The 20493-nt window shown below is 71.3% G+C and carries 18 protein-coding genes; 10 read left to right on the forward strand and 8 right to left on the reverse strand.

The window, feature by feature from the left end:
• Positions 1-65 precede the first annotated feature (65 nt).
• The 4 genes from ACQP1V_RS33360 to ACQP1V_RS33375 all read left to right on the forward strand — a co-directional run bounded on the left by ACQP1V_RS33360 (position 66) and on the right by ACQP1V_RS33375 (position 4539).
• A complete protein-coding gene (locus ACQP1V_RS33360) occupies positions 66-1115 on the forward strand; it encodes a LacI family DNA-binding transcriptional regulator (protein WP_433414187.1) in 1050 nt (349 codons plus the stop codon).
• A gap of 49 nt (positions 1116-1164) precedes the next feature.
• Entirely contained in the window at positions 1165-2415 is a 1251-nt protein-coding gene (locus tag ACQP1V_RS33365; protein WP_433414189.1) for a sugar ABC transporter substrate-binding protein, read from the forward strand.
• Between the two features lie 121 nt (positions 2416-2536).
• Positions 2537-3649 carry a carbohydrate ABC transporter permease gene (locus ACQP1V_RS33370; RefSeq protein WP_433426047.1) on the forward strand — a complete coding sequence of 371 codons (1113 nt, stop codon included), beginning with the start codon at positions 2537-2539 and terminating at the stop codon, positions 3647-3649.
• Positions 3640-4539: a carbohydrate ABC transporter permease gene (locus ACQP1V_RS33375; protein ID WP_433414191.1), complete on the forward strand. Its 900-nt coding sequence runs from the start codon at positions 3640-3642 to the stop codon at positions 4537-4539. The genes ACQP1V_RS33370 and ACQP1V_RS33375 overlap by 10 nt, the downstream gene beginning before the upstream one ends.
• Positions 4540-4541: 2 nt before the next feature.
• Here ACQP1V_RS33375 and ACQP1V_RS33380 read toward each other — a convergent pair whose 3' ends face one another.
• The 4 genes from ACQP1V_RS33380 to ACQP1V_RS33395 all read right to left on the reverse strand — a co-directional run bounded on the left by ACQP1V_RS33380 (position 4542) and on the right by ACQP1V_RS33395 (position 8827).
• Positions 4542-5507, reverse strand: a complete 966-nt coding sequence (locus ACQP1V_RS33380; RefSeq protein WP_433414193.1) for a cytochrome d ubiquinol oxidase subunit II — start codon at positions 5505-5507, stop codon at positions 4542-4544.
• 12 nt (positions 5508-5519) lie between these two features.
• Positions 5520-6776 (reverse strand): cytochrome ubiquinol oxidase subunit I, encoded by a 1257-nt coding sequence (locus ACQP1V_RS33385; protein ID WP_433414195.1) that lies wholly within the window; start codon positions 6774-6776, stop codon positions 5520-5522.
• Positions 6777-7004: 228 nt separating this feature from the next.
• Positions 7005-7670 carry a response regulator gene (locus ACQP1V_RS33390; protein ID WP_433414197.1) on the reverse strand — a complete coding sequence of 222 codons (666 nt, stop codon included), beginning with the start codon at positions 7668-7670 and terminating at the stop codon, positions 7005-7007.
• On the reverse strand, positions 7667-8827 hold the full coding sequence (locus ACQP1V_RS33395) for a sensor histidine kinase (RefSeq protein ID WP_433414199.1): 1161 nt from the start codon (positions 8825-8827) through the stop codon (positions 7667-7669). Before ACQP1V_RS33395 ends, ACQP1V_RS33390 begins: the two co-directional genes overlap by 4 nt.
• Before the next feature lie 274 nt (positions 8828-9101).
• Between ACQP1V_RS33395 and ACQP1V_RS33400 the strand changes: the two genes are divergently transcribed.
• The 4 genes from ACQP1V_RS33400 to ACQP1V_RS33415 all read left to right on the forward strand — a co-directional run bounded on the left by ACQP1V_RS33400 (position 9102) and on the right by ACQP1V_RS33415 (position 12951).
• Positions 9102-9596 carry a hypothetical protein gene (locus ACQP1V_RS33400; protein WP_433414201.1) on the forward strand — a complete coding sequence of 165 codons (495 nt, stop codon included), beginning with the start codon at positions 9102-9104 and terminating at the stop codon, positions 9594-9596.
• Between the two features lie 262 nt (positions 9597-9858).
• Complete coding sequence (locus ACQP1V_RS33405; protein WP_433414203.1) at positions 9859-10773, forward strand: hypothetical protein; 915 nt, start codon at positions 9859-9861, stop codon at positions 10771-10773.
• 142 nt (positions 10774-10915) lie between these two features.
• Positions 10916-11641 (forward strand): ABC transporter ATP-binding protein, encoded by a 726-nt coding sequence (locus ACQP1V_RS33410; protein WP_067143376.1) that lies wholly within the window; start codon positions 10916-10918, stop codon positions 11639-11641.
• Positions 11638-12951, forward strand: coding sequence for an FtsX-like permease family protein (locus ACQP1V_RS33415; protein WP_433414205.1), 1314 nt, complete (start codon positions 11638-11640; stop codon positions 12949-12951). The genes ACQP1V_RS33410 and ACQP1V_RS33415 overlap by 4 nt, the downstream gene beginning before the upstream one ends.
• A gap of 109 nt (positions 12952-13060) precedes the next feature.
• Here the strand turns inward: ACQP1V_RS33415 and ACQP1V_RS33420 are convergent, their stop codons facing one another.
• On the reverse strand, positions 13061-13630 hold the full coding sequence (locus ACQP1V_RS33420; RefSeq protein WP_433414207.1) for a hypothetical protein: 570 nt from the start codon (positions 13628-13630) through the stop codon (positions 13061-13063).
• Positions 13631-13647: 17 nt separating this feature from the next.
• Entirely contained in the window at positions 13648-15789 is a 2142-nt protein-coding gene (locus tag ACQP1V_RS33425; RefSeq protein WP_433414209.1) for a hypothetical protein, read from the reverse strand.
• Between the two features lie 382 nt (positions 15790-16171).
• On the opposite strand from ACQP1V_RS33425, the gene ACQP1V_RS33430 reads away from it, so the two are divergent.
• Complete coding sequence (locus ACQP1V_RS33430; RefSeq protein WP_433414211.1) at positions 16172-17260, forward strand: alanine racemase; 1089 nt, start codon at positions 16172-16174, stop codon at positions 17258-17260.
• Between the two features lie 40 nt (positions 17261-17300).
• Here ACQP1V_RS33430 and ACQP1V_RS33435 read toward each other — a convergent pair whose 3' ends face one another.
• Positions 17301-18101 carry a trypsin-like serine protease gene (locus ACQP1V_RS33435; RefSeq protein WP_433414213.1) on the reverse strand — a complete coding sequence of 267 codons (801 nt, stop codon included), beginning with the start codon at positions 18099-18101 and terminating at the stop codon, positions 17301-17303.
• A 228-nt stretch (positions 18102-18329) separates the two neighbouring features.
• Here ACQP1V_RS33435 and ACQP1V_RS33440 point away from each other — a divergent pair, with 228 nt between their 5' ends.
• Positions 18330-18527: a hypothetical protein gene (locus tag ACQP1V_RS33440; protein ID WP_387410433.1), complete on the forward strand. Its 198-nt coding sequence runs from the start codon at positions 18330-18332 to the stop codon at positions 18525-18527.
• Between the two features lie 27 nt (positions 18528-18554).
• Here the strand turns inward: ACQP1V_RS33440 and ACQP1V_RS33445 are convergent, their stop codons facing one another.
• Positions 18555-20414, reverse strand: coding sequence for a BTAD domain-containing putative transcriptional regulator (locus ACQP1V_RS33445; RefSeq protein ID WP_433414215.1), 1860 nt, complete (start codon positions 20412-20414; stop codon positions 18555-18557).
• Positions 20415-20493 lie beyond the last annotated feature (79 nt).

Genomic DNA, 20493 nt, shown 5'->3' on the forward strand with positions numbered 1-20493 from the left:
TTACTTGAACGATCCAATGATGCCTTACTTCTCTTTGAACGTTCAAACCCACGGAAAGGGACTCTATGCCTGAAAAGGTGACGATCGCCGACGTCGCTCGTCACGCCGGCGTCTCCCGCCAGACGGTTTCGAACGTGCTCAACACGCCTGAGGTCGTCCGCGAGGAGACCCGGCGGCGGGTGCTCGACGCGGTGGAGGAGCTCGGCTACCGCGTCAACCAGGCCGCCCGCCAGATGCGTACCGGCAGGTCGCGGCTCATCGCCACCCGCATCGAGCCGGACCGCGACGGCATCAACGGCTCGGTCCTGGACCGCTTCCTGCACGGCCTCACCGAGAGCGCCGCGCGCGCGGGCTACCGGGTGCTGCTCTACACGGCCGACGACGACACCGCCGAGATCGCGACCTTCGCCGACCTGCTCGGCGCGTACGAGCCGGACGCCTTCGTGCTGACCGGCACCCACCACGGCGACATCCGCACCTCGTGGCTGCTCGACCGGGGCATGCCGTTCGTCACCTTCGGCCGCCCGTGGGGCGTGCCGGACGGTACGCCGCATGCGTGGGTGGACGTGGACGGCGCCGCCGGCACCGCCGCCGCCACCCGCCACCTGCTCGACGCCGGCCACCGCCGGATCGGCTTCCTCGGCTGGCCCGCCGGGTCGGGCGTCGGCGACGACCGGCGGGAGGGCTGGGCCCGCACGCTGCGCGCCGCCGGCGTGGATCCGGCGGGGCTCGACCGGGCGACCAGCGACGGCGTCGACGACGGTGAGGCGGCCGCCCGCGAGCTGCTCGAATCCGGCGACCCGGCGACCGCGCTCGTCTGCGTGAGCGACTCGCTCGCGCTCGGCGCGCTGCACACCGTGCGCTCCCCCGGCGCCGCCGCGCCGGCCGAGCACCGGGCGGGGCCGCCGGTCGCCGTGATCGGGTTCGACGACACACCGGTGGCGAAAGCCGTCGGCATCACCAGTCTCAGCCAGCCGCTCGCGGAGGCGGCGGCGAGCTGCGTCACGCTGCTCACCCGCCTCCTCGACGGCGACAGCCGCCCATCCGGGTCCTCGGGGGACCCACACCCGCACGTGCTGCTCCAGCCCTCGCTGGTCGTACGGCGCTCGGGTTGACCCGTCGCAGTTCCCCACTCCCCAGAGAACAAGAAGATCAGGAACGCCCATGAATCGCGCAACTCTCAGGAATGCGGCCCTCGGCACGCTGGCCTGCGCCGGCCTCCTCACCTCGGCCGCCTGCGGCAGCGGGTTCGACGACAAGCCGGCCGCACCGGCCCAGCAGAGCGCCGGCCCGGCCTCCCTGCAGATCCTCATCGGCTCCTCGGGCGACGCCGAGACGAACGCCGTACGGCAGGCCGCCGACGCCTGGGCCAAGACCAGTGGATCGACGGCGACGGTCACCCCGGCGCAGGACCTCTCCCAGCAGCTCGGCCAGGCGTTCGCCGGCGACAACCCGCCGGACGTCTTCTACGTGGACGCGTCGCGCTTCGCCGACTACGCGAGCGTCGGGGCGCTGGAGCCGTACGGGGACCGGATCGCCAACTCCGAGGACTTCTACGAGAGCCTGCGCGCGACCTTCACCTCCGACGGCAAGTTCTACTGCGCGCCGAAGGACTTCTCCACGCTGGCGCTGATCGTGAACGACGGCCTGTGGAAGAAGGCCGGGCTGACCGACGCGGACGTGCCCACCACGTGGGAGCAGCTCACCTCGGTGAGCGAGAAGCTGTCGGCCAAGGGGATCACGCCGCTGGCCGTGGGCGACACCCGCGACCGGGTCGGCGCGTTCATGGTGCAGGCGGGCGGCTGGATCACCAGCCCGGACGGCAAGCAGGCGACGGCCGACTCGCCGGAGAACGCCAAGGCGCTCGAATACGTGCAGTCGCTCCTCAAGAAGAAGTACGCGCAGTTCCCCAAGCAGCTCGACGCGGGCTGGGGCGGCGAGGCCTTCGGCAAGGAGAAGGCCGCCATGACGATCGAGGGCAACTGGATCAAGGGCGCGCTCACGGCCGACTTCCCTGACGTGAAGTACTCGGTGCACGAGCTGCCCGCCGGGCCGAAGGGCAAGGGCACCCTCTCCTTCACCACCTGCTGGGGCGTCTCCGCCAAGAGCAAGTACAAGGAGCAGGCGATCGACTTCGTCCAGGCGATGACCACGGCCGACCAGCAGATGGCCTTCGCCCGGGCGTTCGGCGTGATGCCGTCGCGCCAGTCCGCCAAGGACGCCTACACCACGGAGTTCCCGGGCGACACCCCGTTCGTGAACGGCGCCGAGTACGCCCAGGGCCCCGTCAACGCGCCGAAGATGGAGAGCGTGCTGGCCGACTTCGACACCGGCATCCAGAAGCTCACGTCCACCTCCCCCGCGTCCGTCCTGGAGCGGCTGCAGAAGAACACGCAGGCCGCCCTCGGGAACTGACCCCCGGACATCCGTCCCGGGGCGCCCGCCCCGGGACCCGGCCCCCGGCCCCGCCACACCGCGACGGCCGGGGGCCGGCGAGTGACATGCAAGACGGTGGAAGGAGGTCGGCGTGGCCGACATGACCGCCCCGGCCGGCGGACCTGTGCCGGGAGCGCGGAGGCCGCGGCTCTCCGCCGCCGCCCGGGAGGGCGTCGCGGGCTGGCTCTTCGTGGCCCCGGTCGTGGTGATCCTGGGCCTGTTCATGCTGCTGCCGATCCTGATGGCCCTGTGGGTGAGCCTCACTGAGTGGAACGGCCAGGGCAGCCCGTTCCGGGCGAGCGTGCCGTTCGTCGGGATGGACAACTACACGCGGCTGTTCACCGAGGAGGGCCTGGCCCGCCAGGACTTCATGACGAGCATCCGCAACAACTTCTACTACGTCGTGATCGTGGTGCCGGCGCAGACCGTGCTGGCGCTCGGGCTGGCCATGATCGTCAACAGCCGGCTGCTCAAGGGCCGGACGTTCTTCCGTGCGGCGTTCTTCTTCCCGTCGGTGACCAGCTCGGTGGCGATCAGCGTCGTCTTCCTCTTCATCTTCGCCAACTCGGGAGCGGTGAGCCGCCTGCTGGAGCTGGTCGGCATCAACGGGCCGCAGTGGTTCTCCGACCCGCGCGGCACGCTGCACCTGCTGCTCGGCGCGCTCGGTCTGGTCGATCCGGACGCGCCGCCGGCCGCGCTCACCGGCGGCGGGCCGTTCGGCCTGTCCTGGTGGGAGTGGCTGTCCGGGCCGAGCGTGGCCATGACGACCATCATCGTGCTGGTCGTCTGGACGACCTCGGGCACGTTCATGCTGATGTTCCTGGCCGCATTGCAGGACATCCCGGTGACGCTGGAGGAGGCGAGCCGGCTGGACGGCGCCGGACGCTGGCAGACGTTCCGGTACGTGACGCTGCCGCTGCTGAAGCCGACGCTCTTCCTGGTGCTGACGCTCGGCACGATCGCCACCTGGCAGGTCTTCGACCAGGTCTACGTGATGAGCCAGGGCGACCCGGCGAAGACCACGCTCACCCCGGCGTACCTGTCGTACAAGACGGCGTTCCGCAACTTCGACTACGGCCCCGGCACGGCGATCTCGTTCGTGCTCTTCGTGATCATCGTGGTGCTGGCGCTGGTCCAGCGCTGGGTCCTGCGGGACCGGGACGCCGTACCGCGCCCCGGCCGCCGGGCCAGGAAGGGGAAGGCATGGCGGTGAGCACCGACGCCGCCCGGCGCTCGACGCGGAAGGGACGGCGGACCGGCGACTCGGCGGGCGCGCGGAGGCTCGCCTCCACGTTCGCGGGTTACTTCATCCTGATCTTCTTCGCGCTCGTCTTCCTCTATCCGTTCGTGATCCAGATCGCGAACTCGTTCAAGACCGAGCCGGACGCGGCCGCGCACCCGTTGTCGCCCATCCCCGACCCCGTCACGCTCAACGCGTACGAGAAGGTCTTCCTGAACACCGACCTGCCGCTGTGGCTCGGCAACTCCCTGCTGGTGACGATCATCGTCACCGTGGGGCGGGTCTTCCTGGACTCGCTCGCCGGGTACGCCCTGGCCCGGCTGCGCTTTCCCGGGCGCGGCGCGCTGTTCTCCGCGATCGTCGCCGTGATCGCCGTGCCCGGTGTGGTGCTGTTCATCCCGAAGTTCCTGGTGCTCAACCAGCTCGGCCTGTACAACAGCTACACCGCGCTGATCCTCCCGGTGATCGCCGACGCCGCCGGCGTCTTCATCATGAAGCAGTTCTTCGAGTCGATCCCGGTCAGCGTCGAGGAGGCCGCGCGGATCGACGGCGCGGGAGTGTTCCGCACGTTCTGGTCGGTGGTGCTCCCGATGGCCAGACCGGCGCTGCTCACGCTGACCATCATCTCGTTCCAGGGCACCTGGAACGAGTTCCCGCACACCCTGGTGGCGGTGCAGAGCCCCGAGCTCTTCACACTCCCCCGCGGTCTCGCCGACCTGGTGAGCGGCTCGCTCGGCAAGGGCACCCAATATCCGCTCAAGCTCGGCGCGGCCGTACTCGCCACGATCCCGGTCGCGGTCATCTTCGTGGTCTTCCAGCGCTACTTCGTCCGCGGCGCCAACGAGGGAGCCGAGAAGGGCTGACGCTAGAAGAAGACGACGGTCCCCGCGTCCACCCGCCGCCGGAAGGCCCACCACATCCACGCCTGCGCCACGGCGAGCAGCGGGAGCGCGACGAGGGCGAAACCGCCGAGCGTGCTCAGAGTGGCGGCGTCCGCCGCCGCGTCCGGCAGGTCCCAGGCGAGCCGGACGAGCAGCACGGCGACGGGGGACGCGGCGGCGAGTGAGGTGAGCGTGAGCGCCCGGCCGTGCCTCCCTCGCCGCACCGCCGCGCTCGCGGCCCACAGGGCGGCCGTGCCCAGGCCGCCGATCAGGACGGCGGGGAGCAGGACCTCCCACCGCTTCGGCAGCACGAGGACGGCCCCGGCCGACACAGCGAGCGCGAGCAGGCCCGCGGCCGGGCGCAGCAGCCGCACCGCCGTCGCCTCGGCCCGCTTCACCAGATCTCCCGACAGCCGGGCCGCGAGGAAGACGGCCCCGTGCGCGGCGAACAGCGCGACCAGCGCCACCGCCCACAGCAGCGGGTACGGCCCGGCCAGCCGCGCCGCCCCGGCCGTCATGCCCGCCGGGGGGAGGCCGGCGAACGCGGCCCCGGTGAACAGGCCCCAGAAGGCGGCGAACGCGGCGCTGGTCACGACGAGCATCCGGTCCCAGCCCGCCCGCCAGCCGAGCGACGCGCGCCGGCTGCGGAACCAGATGGACACGTCGCGCAGCACCCAGACGAGCAGGCCCACCACGACCAGCGGGTACATTCCGCCCAGCGCCCGGTCCTCGACCAGTGGGAACGCGCCGGCGAGCACGCCGCCGACGGCCACCAGCCACACCTCGTTGCCGAGGAAGAACGGGCCGATCGCGGTGAGGAGCGCCCGCCGCTCCCCCTCCGTGCGGCCGACCTGACGCAGCAGCAGACCGGTGCCGATGTCGAAGCCGTCCACCATGAAGTAGCCGCAGAACAGCAGCCCCAGCAGGACCGCCCATACGAGATCCACCATTTCCTCCTGTGTTCAGTAGGCCGTCAGACGGTCCCTGGCGGGCTCGGCGAGCGTCGTCCCGAACAGCGTGTGGCGGGGTCCCCTGCGGGCGTAGGTGGCGATCAGCCAGTAGTCGAGGACCACGAGCAGCCCGAGTACCAGGGTGAAGCCGACGTAGGAGGCGAGCACGAGTCCGGGAGGGACATCCGACACCGCCTGCTCGGTGGTCAGCAGGCCGTACACCGCCCAGGGCTGCCGGCCCACCTCCCGCACCAGCCAGCCCGTGATCATCAATATGAACGGCACCGGCATCATCACGACCAGCGCGTAGAGCGGCACGCGTAGCCGTATCAGCCAGTTCCGGAACAGCAGCACGAGGCAGGCCAGGGTGGCGAGGGCGAGGACGAAGGCGCCGTTCATCATGATCTGGTAGGGGATCGCGATCCACGAGGGCGGCGCGAAGTCGCCGGGGCCGAACCGCTGCAGCATCAGCTGCCGCGCGGCCTCCAGCCGGGCCGACTCCTGGTATATGACGGCGAGCTTCATCGGCTGGTACCTCTCGATCGCGACCTCCTGCAGGAAGCCGAAGTGGATGATCGAGAACGCGCCGACGGGGGCGGCGACGACGCCCCATCGCAGCGAGCGGCGGAAGACCTCCACCTCGTCCGTCCGCCGGATGAAGTGCCAGGCGCTGATCCCGGCCACGAACAGCCCTCCGGCCAGCAGCGCCGCCGACACCACGTGCGGCAGCGAGTCGGTCAGGCTGTCGTTCCGCAGCAGCGCGCCGAAGTCGGTCAGGTACGCCCGGCCGTCACGCATCTCATGGCCGACGGGGTTCTGCAGGAAGGCGTTGGCCGCCAGGATCCACAGCGCCGAGGCGTACGCGGCGACCGCGACCAGCCAGATCAGCGCCAGGTGGATCCACTTGGGCAGCCGGTTCCAGCCGAAGATCCACATGCCGAGGAACGTCGCCTCGACGAAGAAAGCGATCAGCGTCTCCAGCGCCAGCGGCGCCCCGAAGACGTTGCCGGCGACTTCCGACAGCCCGCCCCAGTTCAGCCCGAACTGGAACTCCATCACCAGGCCCGTGACGATGCCCAGGGCGTAGTTGATGACGTACAGCGTGCCCCAGAACTTCGTCATGCGGGCGTAGACGGCCTTGCCGGAGACCGCGTAGGCGGTCTGCATGCCGGCGACGAACACGACCAGCCCGAGCGAGAGGGTCACGAAGAGGAAGTGGAAGGAGGTCGTGGTCGCGAACTGCAGCCGTGCCAGGAGAAGGGTGTCCATATCGCTCCGAGTGCTTCCGTCACCGGACAGGCCTGATCACGGTGATCAAGCCTGTCACGGCGTGGCGGAGGAGGTCATCGGACCGAGGGCGGCTTGCCCGGCTGCTCCCGGCGGAGCAGTCCCCGAGGCCGGCTACTCCCGGCGGAGTACCGAAGCCGGCATCCCGGTGGCCGCGTCCGCGGACGCGGCCGGTTGCGCCGGGACGCTCAGGGGTCACGGAACCCGCGGTCAGGGACGCGGGCGCGGGTGCACCAGGCCGGAGTCGAAAGCGAACACCACGAGCTGGGCGCGGTCGCGCGCCGACAGCTTCGTCATGGCCCGGCTGACGTGCGTCTTGGCCGTCGCCGGGCTGACGACCATGCGCTCGGCGATCTCCTGGTTGGACAGCCCGGCGGCGACGAGCGCCACGACCTCGCGCTCTCGCTCGGTGAGCACGTCCAGCTCCGGCGTCGCGGGCGCGTCCACGACACGGCCGGCGTACTCGGCGATCAGACGCCGGGTCACGCCGGGGCTGAGCAGCGCGTCCCCGGCCGCGACCACCCGGACGGCCTGCAGGAGCTGGGCGGGGTCGCTGTCCTTGACGAGGAAGCCGCTGGCCCCGGCCCGCAGCCCCTGGAACACGTACTCGTCCAGCTCGAACATGGTGAGGATGACGACCCGTACCATGGCGAGGCGGGGGTCGCCGACGATCCGCCGGGTGGCCTCGATGCCGTCGAGGACCGGCATCCTGACGTCCATCATCACGACGTCGGGGAGGAGGTCGGCGGCCATCTCGACGGCCTCGCCGCCGTCGGCCGCCTCGCCAACGACCTCGATGTCCGGTTCTGAGCCGAGCAGGGCACGCAGCCCCATCCTGATCAGCGGCTGATCGTCGGCCAGCAGCACCCTGATCATGCCGCCGCGCTCCGCACCGGTAGCCTCGCCCGCACCAGGAACCCCTTCCCCTCCACCGGTCCGGCGGTGAACTCGCCGCCGACGGCCATGACCCGCTCCCGCATTCCCACCAGTCCGTTGCCCTCGTTGAGCGGCCCGCCGCCCGGCACCCCTACACCGTCGTCCGCGACCTCGACGAACACGTCCCGGCCGGTGAGGCGGACGGTCACCTCCGCGTGGCCCGCCCCCGAGTGACGGATGACGTTCGTGAGCGACTCCTGAACGATGCGGTAGACGGCCAAATCCACCATGCCGGGCAGCTCGGACCTCGCCTCGGGCAGCGTGACGGACACCTCCAACCGCGCCTCTCGCGCGCGTTCGACCAGTTCGCGCAGGCGGTCCATCCCGGGGGCCGGGGCGAGGGGACGCCCGTCGTCGTCCACGGCACGCAGGACGCCGAGCATACTGCGCAGCTCGACGAGCGCGTCCTTGCTCGCCTGGCGGATGGCGCCGAGAGCGGCGCGGGCCTGCATCGGGTCGCGGTCGATCAGATGCTCCGAGACACCGGCCTGAAGGTTGATCACCGAGATGCTGTGCGCGAGGACATCGTGCAGCTCCCTGGCGATGCGCAGCCGCTCCTCGGTGACCCGGTGCCTGGCCTCCTCCTCGCGGGCCCGTTCGGCCTGCGCCGCCTTCTCCCGCTCAGCGCGCAGGCGCTCGCGGCGGCCGCGCGTGACCTCGCCCGCTACAAGGATGACCGCGAGCCAGGTCGCCAACCACACCACGCCCTGCGTATCGGGGGCGTGGTCCCACCTCGCGCCGAGCAGGTACGTGGCGAGGGCCCACACCGGCGTCGCGACGACGGCGACGATCCGGCGTCCGGCGCCGGCGGCGTTGAAGATCGCGACGGCGGGCGCGATGGTGAAGGCCCCGCCCGGGAGGTCGAAAGCCTGGTAGCACAGCGCGCCGGCCATCACCGCGACCAGCGTGCGCGCGGGAGCCGTCCGCTGGGCGGCGAGCGGCGCCGCCGTCCCGGCCAGGATCAGATATCCGGCCCACTCGGGCAGCAGGCCGGGCTCGGACGTCCGGGCGATGACGGCCGTCGCGCCCATCGTGACGACGGCGACCACCACCGCCGGCAGGAGGTCGCTCGCGGTCTGGCCCCCGTCACGTCTCACGTCCCCGGCCTCCTGTCGGATCTCCCGCCTCCGGCCCCCGCCGCGACCTGTGTCTTCGGGCCCGCCCGCCCGGCGGTCACGCCGGGCTTTCCCGCCCGGTTTCCGCGATTTCCATCGACCCCGCCCCGATTCGACGGCACATTGCTTTCGACGAATTGATATCTCACCTCGGGAATCGACGGAACAGGAATCGATATTTCATCGCCGATCCGCGACGCCGTCGGCCGAGTATGGTGGCGTCCAGATCCGTCTCGCGACCATGGTGAGGGAGCGAATGCACGTCGACGCCGGTGGTGACCGCGGAAAGGAGCCGGACGACTGGAAATCCGGCATCGGTGACCTGGTCGCCGACCTCCTTTCCTATTGGACGTTCGGCGCGGGTGATTACACCGGGTCCAGTCGCCCCTACGGTCCGGTCAGGCTGATCGTCTGGACCGCGCTGTCGATCGGCGTAGCGGCCGCCGTCCGCCTGACCGTGGCCGGGACGCTGCTCCTCCTCGCAGTGGCCGGCGTCGCGGCGGTGATCCCGGCTCCTCCGGAGACCGCGTTCGGCGGCTACACCCCCGCCGAGGTTTCGGCGGGCAGCCAGCCGGACTTCTACATGGGCGCCGTGGAGGGATCGCTGCGGCTCATTCCGTCCGATTCCATCTATTTCCCGGATACGGTCCCGCTGTTGTTCAGCGCGGCCTTCACCGCCGCCGCGGTGCTGCTGATCGCGTACGACCGGAGGACGCGAAGCCGCTCCCGGACACCTTCCGCCCACGGGTGACGGCACTCGGCCTTGTGCGCGCGCTGCGCGTCCGGGTGGCGAGCGGTCGTCGCGCGGCCGGGGTGCTCCGGCTCGCGACGCTCGCCGTCGGCATGGTCTGATAGCGGACATAAGCGTCAGATCGCGTGCGGGCCCGAGTCCCTGGGCCGGACCCGGCACACGGCACGGCAACAGGAGGTGCGATGCCGTACCAGATGCCGACCTCGCGGCAGGTCAGGAGAGATCTCGGCCGGGGCGGTCGCCGACCGGTGCGGAGGTCGTCGTGACCGGACTGCTGGACGCCCTGGTCGACGACGCCGGGCTCTTCCCCCCGACGTCCCTCGACATGCCCTCGGCCGTACGGCGGCACCGGGCGGACCTCGCCGCCGCCGAGCCGATGCTGGCGCACCGGTTCCTCTGCCCCGCCGCGCGGATCGGCGAGTTCCTCGCCGAGCTCGCCCCCGAGGACCGGGTACGGATCATCCTCATCGGCGGCGCCGACCCCGCGCAGACGCGGGAGGCGATCCGCACGGTGACCGACGCCCCGGCGCTGACCCTCGCCGGGATCGAGTGGGCGCTCGCGCCGCTCGCCCCCGCCACGTCCGGCACCGAGCCGATGGCCGCCGCTCTCGACGTCGCGCTGCGGGCGCTCGCCGAGGGAGGCGCGGGCCCGGACGTCATCCTGTTCGCCGAGCCCGCGGACGTCACCGGGGCGGCGGCCCTGACGGCCGCGCTCGCCGCGCGCCGGGAGTCGGCCGGGCGGCCGCTCGGGTTGAAGCTGCGGTGCGGCGGCGTCCTGCCGGAGCTGTTCCCGCCCGCCGCCGACCTGGCCTCTGCGCTCGTCGCCGCCGCGGGCGCCGGAATCCCGGTGAAGGCCACCGCCGGCCTGCACCACGCGGTACGCCACACGGACCCGGCCACGGGGTTCACCCACTTCGGGTACCTCAACGTGCTGCTCGCCTCGGCGCAGGCCGTACGCGGCCGGAGCGCGGACGAGGTCGCCTCCGTCCTGCTGGACACGGACGCGGGACGGCTCGCAGACCTGGCCCGTTCGCTCACCCCGGAGGAGGTGCGCCGGGTCCGGTCGGGCTTCGCCTCCTACGGCTCGTGCAGCACGTCCGTCCCGGTGCGCGAGGCCGCCGAGCTGGGGCTGTCCGGGCGCGCCGCCTCCCCCGCCGGGGGCCGTTCGCCCAGGTGATCAGGGGATGCGGCTAGGGCAGCCCGCATGATCTCCGATAACCGCCGCGAGGTGAGATGTCAGGGCGTGCGGCGAGCCTCAGGGATCCGCTCAGAGAGAAACCGGATGGGCGAGGCACACCCGTTCCGGCACGCTGCTGATCATGGTTGATCACGCGGTCCTCCTTGAGGAAGTGACCAGGACATACGGAAAAGGCGCAACCGAAGTAGCCGCGCTCCGGCGGGTCAGTATCGGATTCCCGCGCGGCAGTTTCACGGCGGTGATGGGCCCGTCGGGGTCAGGCAAGAGCACGCTGCTGCAGTGCGCGTCGGGGTTGGACCGTCCGGACTCGGGGGCGGTTCGCATCGCCGGGCAGGACATCACCCGGTTCGGGGAGAACGAACTGGCGGTACTGCGCCGCGACCAAGTCGGCGTCATCTTCCAGGCGTTCAACCTGGTGCCGTCGCTGACCGCCTGGCAGAACGTGATCCTGCCCAGCAGCCTTGCCAGGCGGCGGCCCGATCCCTCACGCGTGCGCGAGTTGCTGCACCGGGTCGGTCTCGCCGGTCGGGAAGGGCATCGACCGGCGCAACTGTCCGGCGGCCAGCAGCAGCGGGTGGCGATCGCCCGCGCCCTGCTGGGCAGGCCGGAGGTGCTGTTCGCCGACGAGCCGACGGGGGCGCTGGATCGCCGCACCGGGCACGAGGTGCTGGCGCTGCTGCGGGAGGCGGTCGATGCGTTCGGTCAGACGGTGGTCATGGTCACGCACGATCCGGAGGCGGCGGCCCAGGCGGACAGAGTGCTGTTGCTGACCGACGGGCGGATCGTCGAGGTTTTGGACCGGCCCTCGGCTGACCAGATCGGCATGCGGCTGGGCGGCCGCCGGTGACACTCGTACTGGCCTGGAACAACGTACGAACCAATCGGATGGGCTTCGCCGCGTCGTTCGCGGCGGTGGTCTTGGCTGTGATGCTGGTCGGCGGTAGCGGTCTGGTGGTCGTCGGCGCGGCCACACGTGCCGAGTTGAACGGCATCATGGGGTTGCTGGTGCTGTCGGCCGTGGTGTCGGGGTTCGTGTCGATCTTCGTGGTCGCGGGCATTCTGAGCCTGCACGTGCTGCGGCAGCGCAGGACATGGGCGCTGCTACGGTCGGTCGGCATGACGCCGCGGCAGGTGAGCCGGCTCATCACGGCGGAGGCGCTGGTGGTGGCCGTGCTGGCGAACGTGGCAGGCTGCTTGCTGGCCGTGCCGTACGCCGCACTGATGGCGGCGTTCATGCAAATGACCGGGCTGGCGCCAGGCGGCGTCCCGGTCGAGGTCACGACGGGGCCGTTCATCGTGGCGCTGGTGGTCGGGCTGGCGGTGACGCTGTTGGCGGCCCGGGTCGCGGCGCGCAAGGCGGTAGGCGTGGGCCCGCTGGAGGTGCTGCGGGACAGCGCGGTGCAGCGGCGGCTGCTGCCCTGGCCCAGGGCGGTAGCCGGAGGGGCGGCGCTGGCCGGCGGTGCCGTGCTGTTGTGGCTGGTGCCGCAGGTCAAGCTGAAGAGCGCGGCGCCGACTGCGCTGGGGGCGACGATGGTGCTCTGCGTGGGCGCGTCCGCGCTGGGCCCCGTCGCGGTGCGTGGGATGGGATGGCTGCTCGGAGCCGTGGCGGCCCGGCTCGATCCGGGTGCCGGGATGCTGGCCAGGTCCTCGCTGGTCGCTCAGCCGCGCCGGGCGATGTCGGCGGCGTCTCCGGTGATGTTGACCGTGGCGCTGGCGTGCACCTTCTTGTTCGCCGTGGAGACCACCGACGCGGCGGCGGGTGTCACCCGTACCGGGCCGTCGGTGTGGGTAGCCCCGATGTTGGTGGGGTCGGCGGTGGTTTACACCGTGATCTCGGTGCTGAACTCGACGGCCATGACGATGGCCGAGCGGGCCGGGGAGATCCGCCTGCTGCGCACGGTGGGGACCAAGCCACGGCAGCTCGCAAGAGCGGTGTGCTGGGAGACGTTGATCGTGACCTGCGCCGGGACCCTGCTCGGAACGGGCATCGCCGCCTCCTCACTCGCCATGCTCGGCAAGGCCGAAACCGGCGAGCTGCGGTTCGCCTACTCACTGCCGCAGTACGCCGGGCTGGTGCTGATCTGCACGCTGAGCGGCCTGGCCGGAGGACTGGCCGCCACGCGGCGGGCCCGGCACGGCGCGCTTCTGCCCGATTGAGCTTCAAGGCGCGCCGATACACCCTGCCCACTCACGGCGACCTGGGGGCCGCGGTCGCCAAGCTCCCATCGGCCCTTCCCCGAGCCGAGCGGCCCAGCTCGGGGTCCGGTCACTTCCCCTTGGGAGTAGCTGACGCGCTGGGAGATGGTGCGCTGGCGGGGGTGATGAGCTTGGGCGCGATCAGCTTCATCAACGCCAGCACGTCCGCGGCGTTGTCCCGCCCCTTGACGCCGTACTCCAGTTGGACGCTGAGCTCCGCCTTGCCCCGCACGAGCAGGGCATAGGCGTCGTTGTTCTTACTTTTGACGGGCGTGAAGTAGTAGCCGATGCCCCCAGGCACGATCTCCGGCAACGGCGAGGCGCCGTCGTTGAGCGTTTCCTCGACTTCCTCCGCATAGCCTCCCGGCGTCAGGTCGATGAGCAGCACTTTCAACCGCTCGCCATCCCGCTGATACACCGCACAGCTTCCGGCACCGAGTCCCTCGGCGATGGAAAGGTCGAAGTAGCCGCGCACCAGGGGGTTGCGCACCCCGGTCATCAGCTCAACCGCGTGCAACGGGATGTGGTCGCAGATGTAGGGCGGGGCCGCCACCGTCGGCAGCGGGGTGCGGTCAGCGGGGCGCTCCTCGCTCTGGCAGCCGGTTGAGATGGCCAGAGTGCAGGCCAGGGCTACCGTCATGGCAAGCCGGGAGCTTCTCATGAGCCGTACTGCGTGAAGCCGTTGTTGAAGCCCTGGTCCAACTGGCCCACCACGTCGCGCCACGGCTTTCCGGAGGGCCCGTCGTAGAGCCACCGTTCGTAGGCTTCTACTCGTCGGTATTTGTCGGTGTCGTTGAGTGCAGTCTTGTCGATCATGTCCTCCCTGCTCATGAGCGTCCGGCCATCGTCTTTGAGGAAGTTGTTGGGATTGTCGCGCGGATCGTCACCGTCATGCAGGCCTTCCAGCGAAGCCCACGGATGCGTCGGGGCTGCGGGGTCGACGGGACCGAACAGACCGTGCTTGAGCATCGCCTGGGCGGTGAGATCGTGCAGGAGGGTCCGGGTCTGGTCGACGGCGGCGTTGGCCTGGCTGCGTGCCTTGCTCTCCGCGCTGCCCTTGGCGTTGTCCACGATCAGCCCCGCTACCTCCCCCACAGCGGCGGCGGTGCCATCCCCTGCACCCACGGCCAGCCCGATGTTGACCGCTGCTACCAGCAATTTCAGATTCCGCTGCTGCGCCTCGTCCAGCTTCTTGCCTTCCTCGATCTTCGCCAGCCCCGCCGCGTCGGCGATCACCCCGAACCCGGCTCCAATACTTTTCGCGTTGGACATCAGCGCGTCCTCACCCCGTCCAGCGGCTATCTCCGCCGCGCCGTGGTCGAGCAACCGTTGGGTGAATGCCGTCTGGGCAGCCAGGACGGGGGTGAACGCCTTCGAGTCCGCGAACGCCTCCCGCATCACCTGCCGTAACTCTTGGCGGTTGAACTTCGCCCCCCAAGGGTCCTGTCCCGGCACGCTGGGATTGTCCGCGCCATGAACCCCGGCGATGGCGGCATCGTCGCGTTTCTGGGCCGCAGAGTCGATGTCGGCGATGTAGCCGGCGAGGATGCGGCCGGTGCTGGGTGGGGCGACGAACGACGCGGGCGGATAGCCCTTCTCGATCCGGCCGGCCTCGATGTGGACGAGCTCCGACGCCAGCTTGGCCGACAGGTAGCCGCGCGAGGGGTTCTGCGGCGAGCCGTCGTGGTCGCGGAAGGTGAGGGTGGCGGCCTCCAGCGCCTTGCCCAGCGCCACTCCCTTGTCCGCCATGCCGCGCTCGGTCAGCAGCCGCTTCAACGTGGTCGGGTCACCGGCGAAGAAGTCCTGGGCCGCCACCGGATCACGGCTGAGCGCCTCCATGAGCGCGGTCATGGCGCCCGGATCCTGTCCGGTCGGCGCCTTGGAGACGTTCCGATCCCACGCGTCGAGCTTCCTGGCGGCGGCGAGGAGGAAACCGGTGGCGAAGGTGCCCTGCTTGAGCGCCAGCGCGACCGCGTGTCCCTCGCGCCATCCGATGGCGAGATCGGTGGTGAGCTCGTCCCGCCAGGTGTCGCTCAGCCGCGAGCTCGCCGTCCCCAGCATCGTGGCGAGGGCGGTCTGCAGCCGCTTGGCCTCCTTGTCGTCCCGCCGCTCCGCGGTGTCGGCGATCAGCTTCCGGTACGCCGTCGCGCCCATGGCGTTCATCAGCGCGGTGGCGAACGCCGGATCGCCGGTGCGCTTCTCGAGCGCGGCCAGCGCCTCCTTGTCCACCTCGCCCGTGTCGCGGCCCCGGGCGAGCGCGCCGAGCGCCGCGTAGACGTCCGGGTCGCCGCCCGCCTTGCCGTACTGGGACTCGTTGAAGGCGGCGAGCGCGACAGGTCCGGCGGACGCGCCCCACTCGGAGCGTTCGGACCGGATGGTGTCGCCGCGCCGCCGCAGGTCGGGGCGGCTCGATTCGATCCAGCTCCGCGCCTCGCGCAGCGCGCTCAACCCCGAGGTGTCCAGGTCGAGCCGTTGCAGCACGCCGCGGATCACCTGCTCGTTGCGGCCCAGCGCGTCCTCCGCCCGCCCCAGCGCCCGCTCGAAGGCGTCCATCCGCGCGGGGTCGATGCCCGAATATCCCTCGGTCGCGCTCGTGCCGCCCGGCGGGGCGGGGACGCGGGACGGCCCGCCGCCGGACGCTCCCGTGGCGCCGCCCGCCTTGAGGGGCGCCGACGGCTCCGGCGTGGGCTGCGGCGTCGGCGACGGCTGCTCGTGCGGCTGGGACGGCTGGGACGGCGGCGGGGACGGGTCGGTCGAGGGCCGCGGGCTCGGCGACGGCTGGGGTAAGGGGTGGGCCATGAGGGCGATGGACTCCAGCGCGGTCGGCGGGACGCGACGACTCCAGCGAGAGTAATTTCGATTTTCCGCCGCGTAAAGATATCCGTCAGATCGGATATGTCCCATCGGGCTGGGCGCCTCCCCGGGCCGAGGCCACCGCGTCAGCGGAACCAGGGGAAGACAACGGCGGACCGCCCCACCCGAGGTGGAAAGCGCCGCGCCACCACACAGGAATGCGACGGCGTACGGCACTCGGACGCCCCGAACGGAAACGCGGAACCGCGGGAGCGCGACGGCGCGTAAACCTATGATCACCGTACGGACGCCGCCGGGCGGGACGGCCGGTCCCGGCAGGCGAGGATCACTCGGAGCGCGCCCGCCCCGGGCGGAATCGGAGGTCACGGTGACGACCGCACTGCCCGCGAACATCCCGGCGACGGCGCTCGCCGCCGAGCGCCTGCCCGCGTTCGTCTACGACCTGGCCGACCTGGACACGCACCTGCGGTCGGTGCGCGCGGCGCTCGGAGACATCGAGCTCTACTACGCGGTCAAGGCGAACCCCGACCCGGAGCTCCTCCGGGTCCTCGCCCGGCACGTCGACGGGTTCGAGGTCGCCTCGGGCGGGGAGCTGGCGCACGTACGGGAACTGCACCCCGGCCTGCCGGTCGCCCTCGGCGGGCCGGGCAAGACCGACGCGGAGCTGTGCGGTGAGGTCACCCGGCTCCATGTGGAGAGCCCCGGCGAGCTGCGGCGGCTGCTCGCGTCCGGGCGCTCCGCCGACGTGCTGCTCCGGGTCAACCTGGACGTCCCCGTCGAGGGCGCGTCCCTGGCCATGGGAGGCGGGGCGACGCCGTTCGGCATGGACCCGGCCGCGATCGACGAATGCCTGGAGCTACTCCGCGCGCAGAACGCGGTCCGGCTGCGCGGGATCCACGCCCACCTGGCCAGCGGGCTCGAGGCGCGGCCTCTGCTGGAGCTGGCCGCGGCCGTCCTGGACAACGCGCGGGGGCTCGGGGTCACCGAGGTCAACCTCGGCGGCGGCATGGCGGTCTCCTACGCCGAGCCGGACCGGCGTTTCGACTGGGACGCCTACGGACGGGGCCTGGCGGCGCTGCGCCGGCCGGGCGAGACGCTGCGGATCGAGCCGGGGCGGTCGCTGACCGTCTACTGCGGGCGGTACGTGACGCGGGTGATCGACGTCAAGCGGGTGCACGGGGAGCTGTTCGCCGTCGTGGCGGGCGGCACCCACCACATCCGCACGCCGGCGACCAAGGGCCACAGCCAGCCGGTGGTCGTCGGCGAGCCGGGCGAGCCCGTCACGATCGTGGGGCAGCTCTGCACCCCCAAGGACGTGCTCGCCCGGCGCGTGCCGATGCGCCTGGAGCGGGGCGACGTGGTGGAGTTCACCATGGCCGGCGCGTACGCGTGGAACATCTCCCACCACGACTTCCTGATGCATCCGAAGCCGGGCTTCCACTACGTCGGGGGGTGAGGGGGCGCCGCCGGGAGGCGGGGAGTCAGGAGGCAGGGAGTCAGGGGAGCGTGACGAACTTGCCGAGGAACGCGCGAGCGGTGGCGCTGTCGAGCCGGTAGTCGAGGTTGGTCGCCTTGCACGCCTCGTCGTCTCCGCTGATCGTCGTCGCCACGAGCAGGTGGGAGGTGCGGTCGCCGAGGAAGTTGGGGCCGCCCGAGTCGCCGAAGCAGGTGCCGCCGTCCTTCTTCGCCGGGTCCAGGGAGAGCTTGAGCCACCTGGGGGTGAGGGCCTCGAAGGAGATGGACGTCTGGCTGCGCTCGTCCGTGTAGATGTACCGGCGACCGTGCGCGCCCTTCTTGGGGTTGAGCGAGCCGTACCCGACAGGGGTGAACTGGGACGTCTGCAGGGTCTTGTCGGCCTTGAGCTCGTCGAGCAGGCCCTCGGTGGGGAGCGTGGCGGGGGTGATGTCCGTGATCGGGGTGTCGAAGATGACGACGGCCATGTCATGGAGCTCGGATTTCTCGCCGAAGCGGGAGTCGGCCACGTAACGGCCGGTGTAGAGCTTGTCGCCCTTTTTGTACTTGCTGGCGAAGGACACGTGGGCGGTCTTCTTGCCGTCCTTCCCCTTGTGGACGTCCTCGCCGCAGTGGGCGGCGGTGAGGAAGACGGTCGGGGAGATCAGCGTGCCGGTGCAGAACGACCAGGTCCCGTCACCGTGCGGCTTGTCGGCGATGAGGGCGCCGACCTCAGGATGGTCGGATCCGTCGGCGGTGCCGTTCGTGATGGCCTCCGCGGGGCTGGCGATGGCGACACCGAGCAGCAATGCGGCAGGAAGCATGACAAAAGGGACAAAACGCATTCCCGCACTGTAATGGGACGTGGGTATTGCATGACACGCTTGTGGCGAAAGATCACCAAAAGATCTACGTGCGGCATGGTTCGTCGCAGAAGGTCGGCGAATGCCATCGGCCGACCGGCACAGAGCCCAGAGAGGCCAGGGTCAGGAGACCCGGCCCGGCGAAGTGACCGGCCCGGCCAAGGTCCGGACACACCTCACTAAAGGGCGAAAACGGTTAGTGTCGTCGGCATGGACGAGCCCACGACGGTCACCCTCCCCAGCGGCCACCAGCTCACCTGCGACACCTGCGACGGCGCGCTGTTCGAGCAGCACCGCTGGAAGCTGCAGACCACCGGCATGACGTTCATGAACCTCGACTGGGCCAACCGCGACGCGGCCTGCTTCGTCTGCGTGGCGTGCCGCCGGATTCACTGGTTCCACCTCTGACGGGAGGCGGTGACGCCGGGCCCGGGGTCAGGAGTGGATGTGGAGCCCTTCGGAGGACTCCAACCCCGCGCTGCCCGGGTGGAGGACGAACAGCCGGGCCAGGTCGTCGACGCGGTAATGGAAGCGCCCCGCCTGGCCGGTGTCGACCACCGAGACGAACCGGGCCTCGACCAGGATGCCCAGATGGTCCACGGCGGAGCCGTGGTCCAGGCCGCAGACGGCGGCGACGGTGCCGGTGGTGAACTCGCCCCGCCCGAGCCGCGCCAGCCGGGCCAGGGTCGGCCGGACCTCCTTCCTCATCCGGGCGTAGCTCTGCCGCAGGCCGTCCCGTACGGCGAGGTCGGCGACGCTCAGCTCGTCGAGCCGGCGGTGCTCGTCGCGCAGCAGCGCGACGAGACCCTCCAGCGGCCAGTGCGGCCGCGCGGCGAGCCGGGCGGCGCAGACACGCACCGCGAGAGGGAGCCGGTCGCACAGCGCGACCAGCTCCGCGGCGGCGGCGGGCTCCGCCGTCACTCGCTCGTGCCCGACGACCGCCGAGAGCAGCTGGATGGCGTGGTCGGCGTCGAAGCGGTCGATCTCGACGATCCGCGCGCCGCCGACGCCGACCAGCCGCGACCGGCTCGTCATCAGGACGCCGCACGTCGGCGCGCCGGGCAGCAGCGGCCGCACCTGCGCCTCGTCCGCCGCGTCGTCCAGGACGACCAGCATCCGGCGGCCGCTCACCAGGCTCCGATACAGCGCGGTGCGCTCGGCCGGGTCGTCCGGGACGGCGTTCTTGGCCACCCCGAGCGCCCGGAGGAAGCGCCCGAGCACGCGGGCCGGGGACTCCGGTATGTCCGCGCCGCGCAGGTCGGCGTATAACTGCCCGTCCGCGTACGCGGCCTCGATCCGGTGGGCGATGCGCACGGCGAGAGCGGTCTTGCCCGCCCCGGCCGGGCCCGTGATGCCCGCGACGGGCGCGGTCGTCCGGGACGCGTCGTCGAGCAGCCCGCAGAGGTGGTCGAGGAGCACCGCGACGGCCTTGCTGCGCCCGGTGAAGTCGGCGATGTCGGGCGGCGTCTGGCGCGGGACGACCTGGTGGTCCCGGCTCACCGCGTGGGATCGGTCCAAACTGCCGGACGACGGAAGGTCCTGGTTGAGCACCGTCAGGTAGGCGTGCTGGGCGTCCGCGCTCGGCGCGATGCCCAGTTCCTCGGCCAGCCGGCTGCGCAGCCGCTCGTACTCCATGAGGGCCTCGGCGGGCCGGCCGCAGGCGGCGTGCAGTTCGATCAGCCGGGTGTGCAGCGGCTCGTCGAACGGCCGCGTCCGGGCGAGGGCGCGGGCGCGGGGCAGGACCAGCTCGGGCATCTGGACCGAGATGGCGAGCGCGGCCAGCCGCTGCAGGCACAGGGCGTGCTCGTCCTCCAGGGCGCGCACCTCCGACTCCTCCCGCACCCCCTCGGGGGCGCCGTCCAGCACGGAGCCGTGCCAGAGTTCGAGCGCGCCCATCAGCGCGGCCAGCCGCTGGTGCGGGTCGGTCCCGGGGGCGTCGAAGTCGGCCGCGAGCGCGGCGCGGAACCGGGCCGCGTCGAGGAATCGGCCCGGCAGCCGCAGCCGGTAGCCCCCGCCGACGTGCTCGACCTCGGCGACCCCGCCCGCCTTGTCGCGCAGCCAGGAGCGCAGCCGCGACACGGCCGTGCGCAGGGCGATGGTGCTGCCCACGCCGTGCCCCCACACCTGCTCCAGGAGCCGTCCCTCGGGGAGGATCTCGCCGTTGTGCAGCAGGAGCACCGCGAGGAGCATCCGCGGATGGCGCGCGGGCAACGTCAGCGCGGTGCCGTCCACCCGGACCTGGAGCGGCCCGAGAATCTGGAAGTCGTATGCGGGACCGATTTTGTCAAGGATCACTGCCGGTTCTCCCGACCTGAGCCACTCGCGGATCGTCGCGAAAGATCACTTCAAAGCCGCATTAGCCGCAATTGCGGGC

It is taken from the genome of Microtetraspora malaysiensis (assembly GCF_050947145.1).
Lineage (GTDB): Bacteria > Actinomycetota > Actinomycetes > Streptosporangiales > Streptosporangiaceae > Microtetraspora_A > Microtetraspora_A malaysiensis.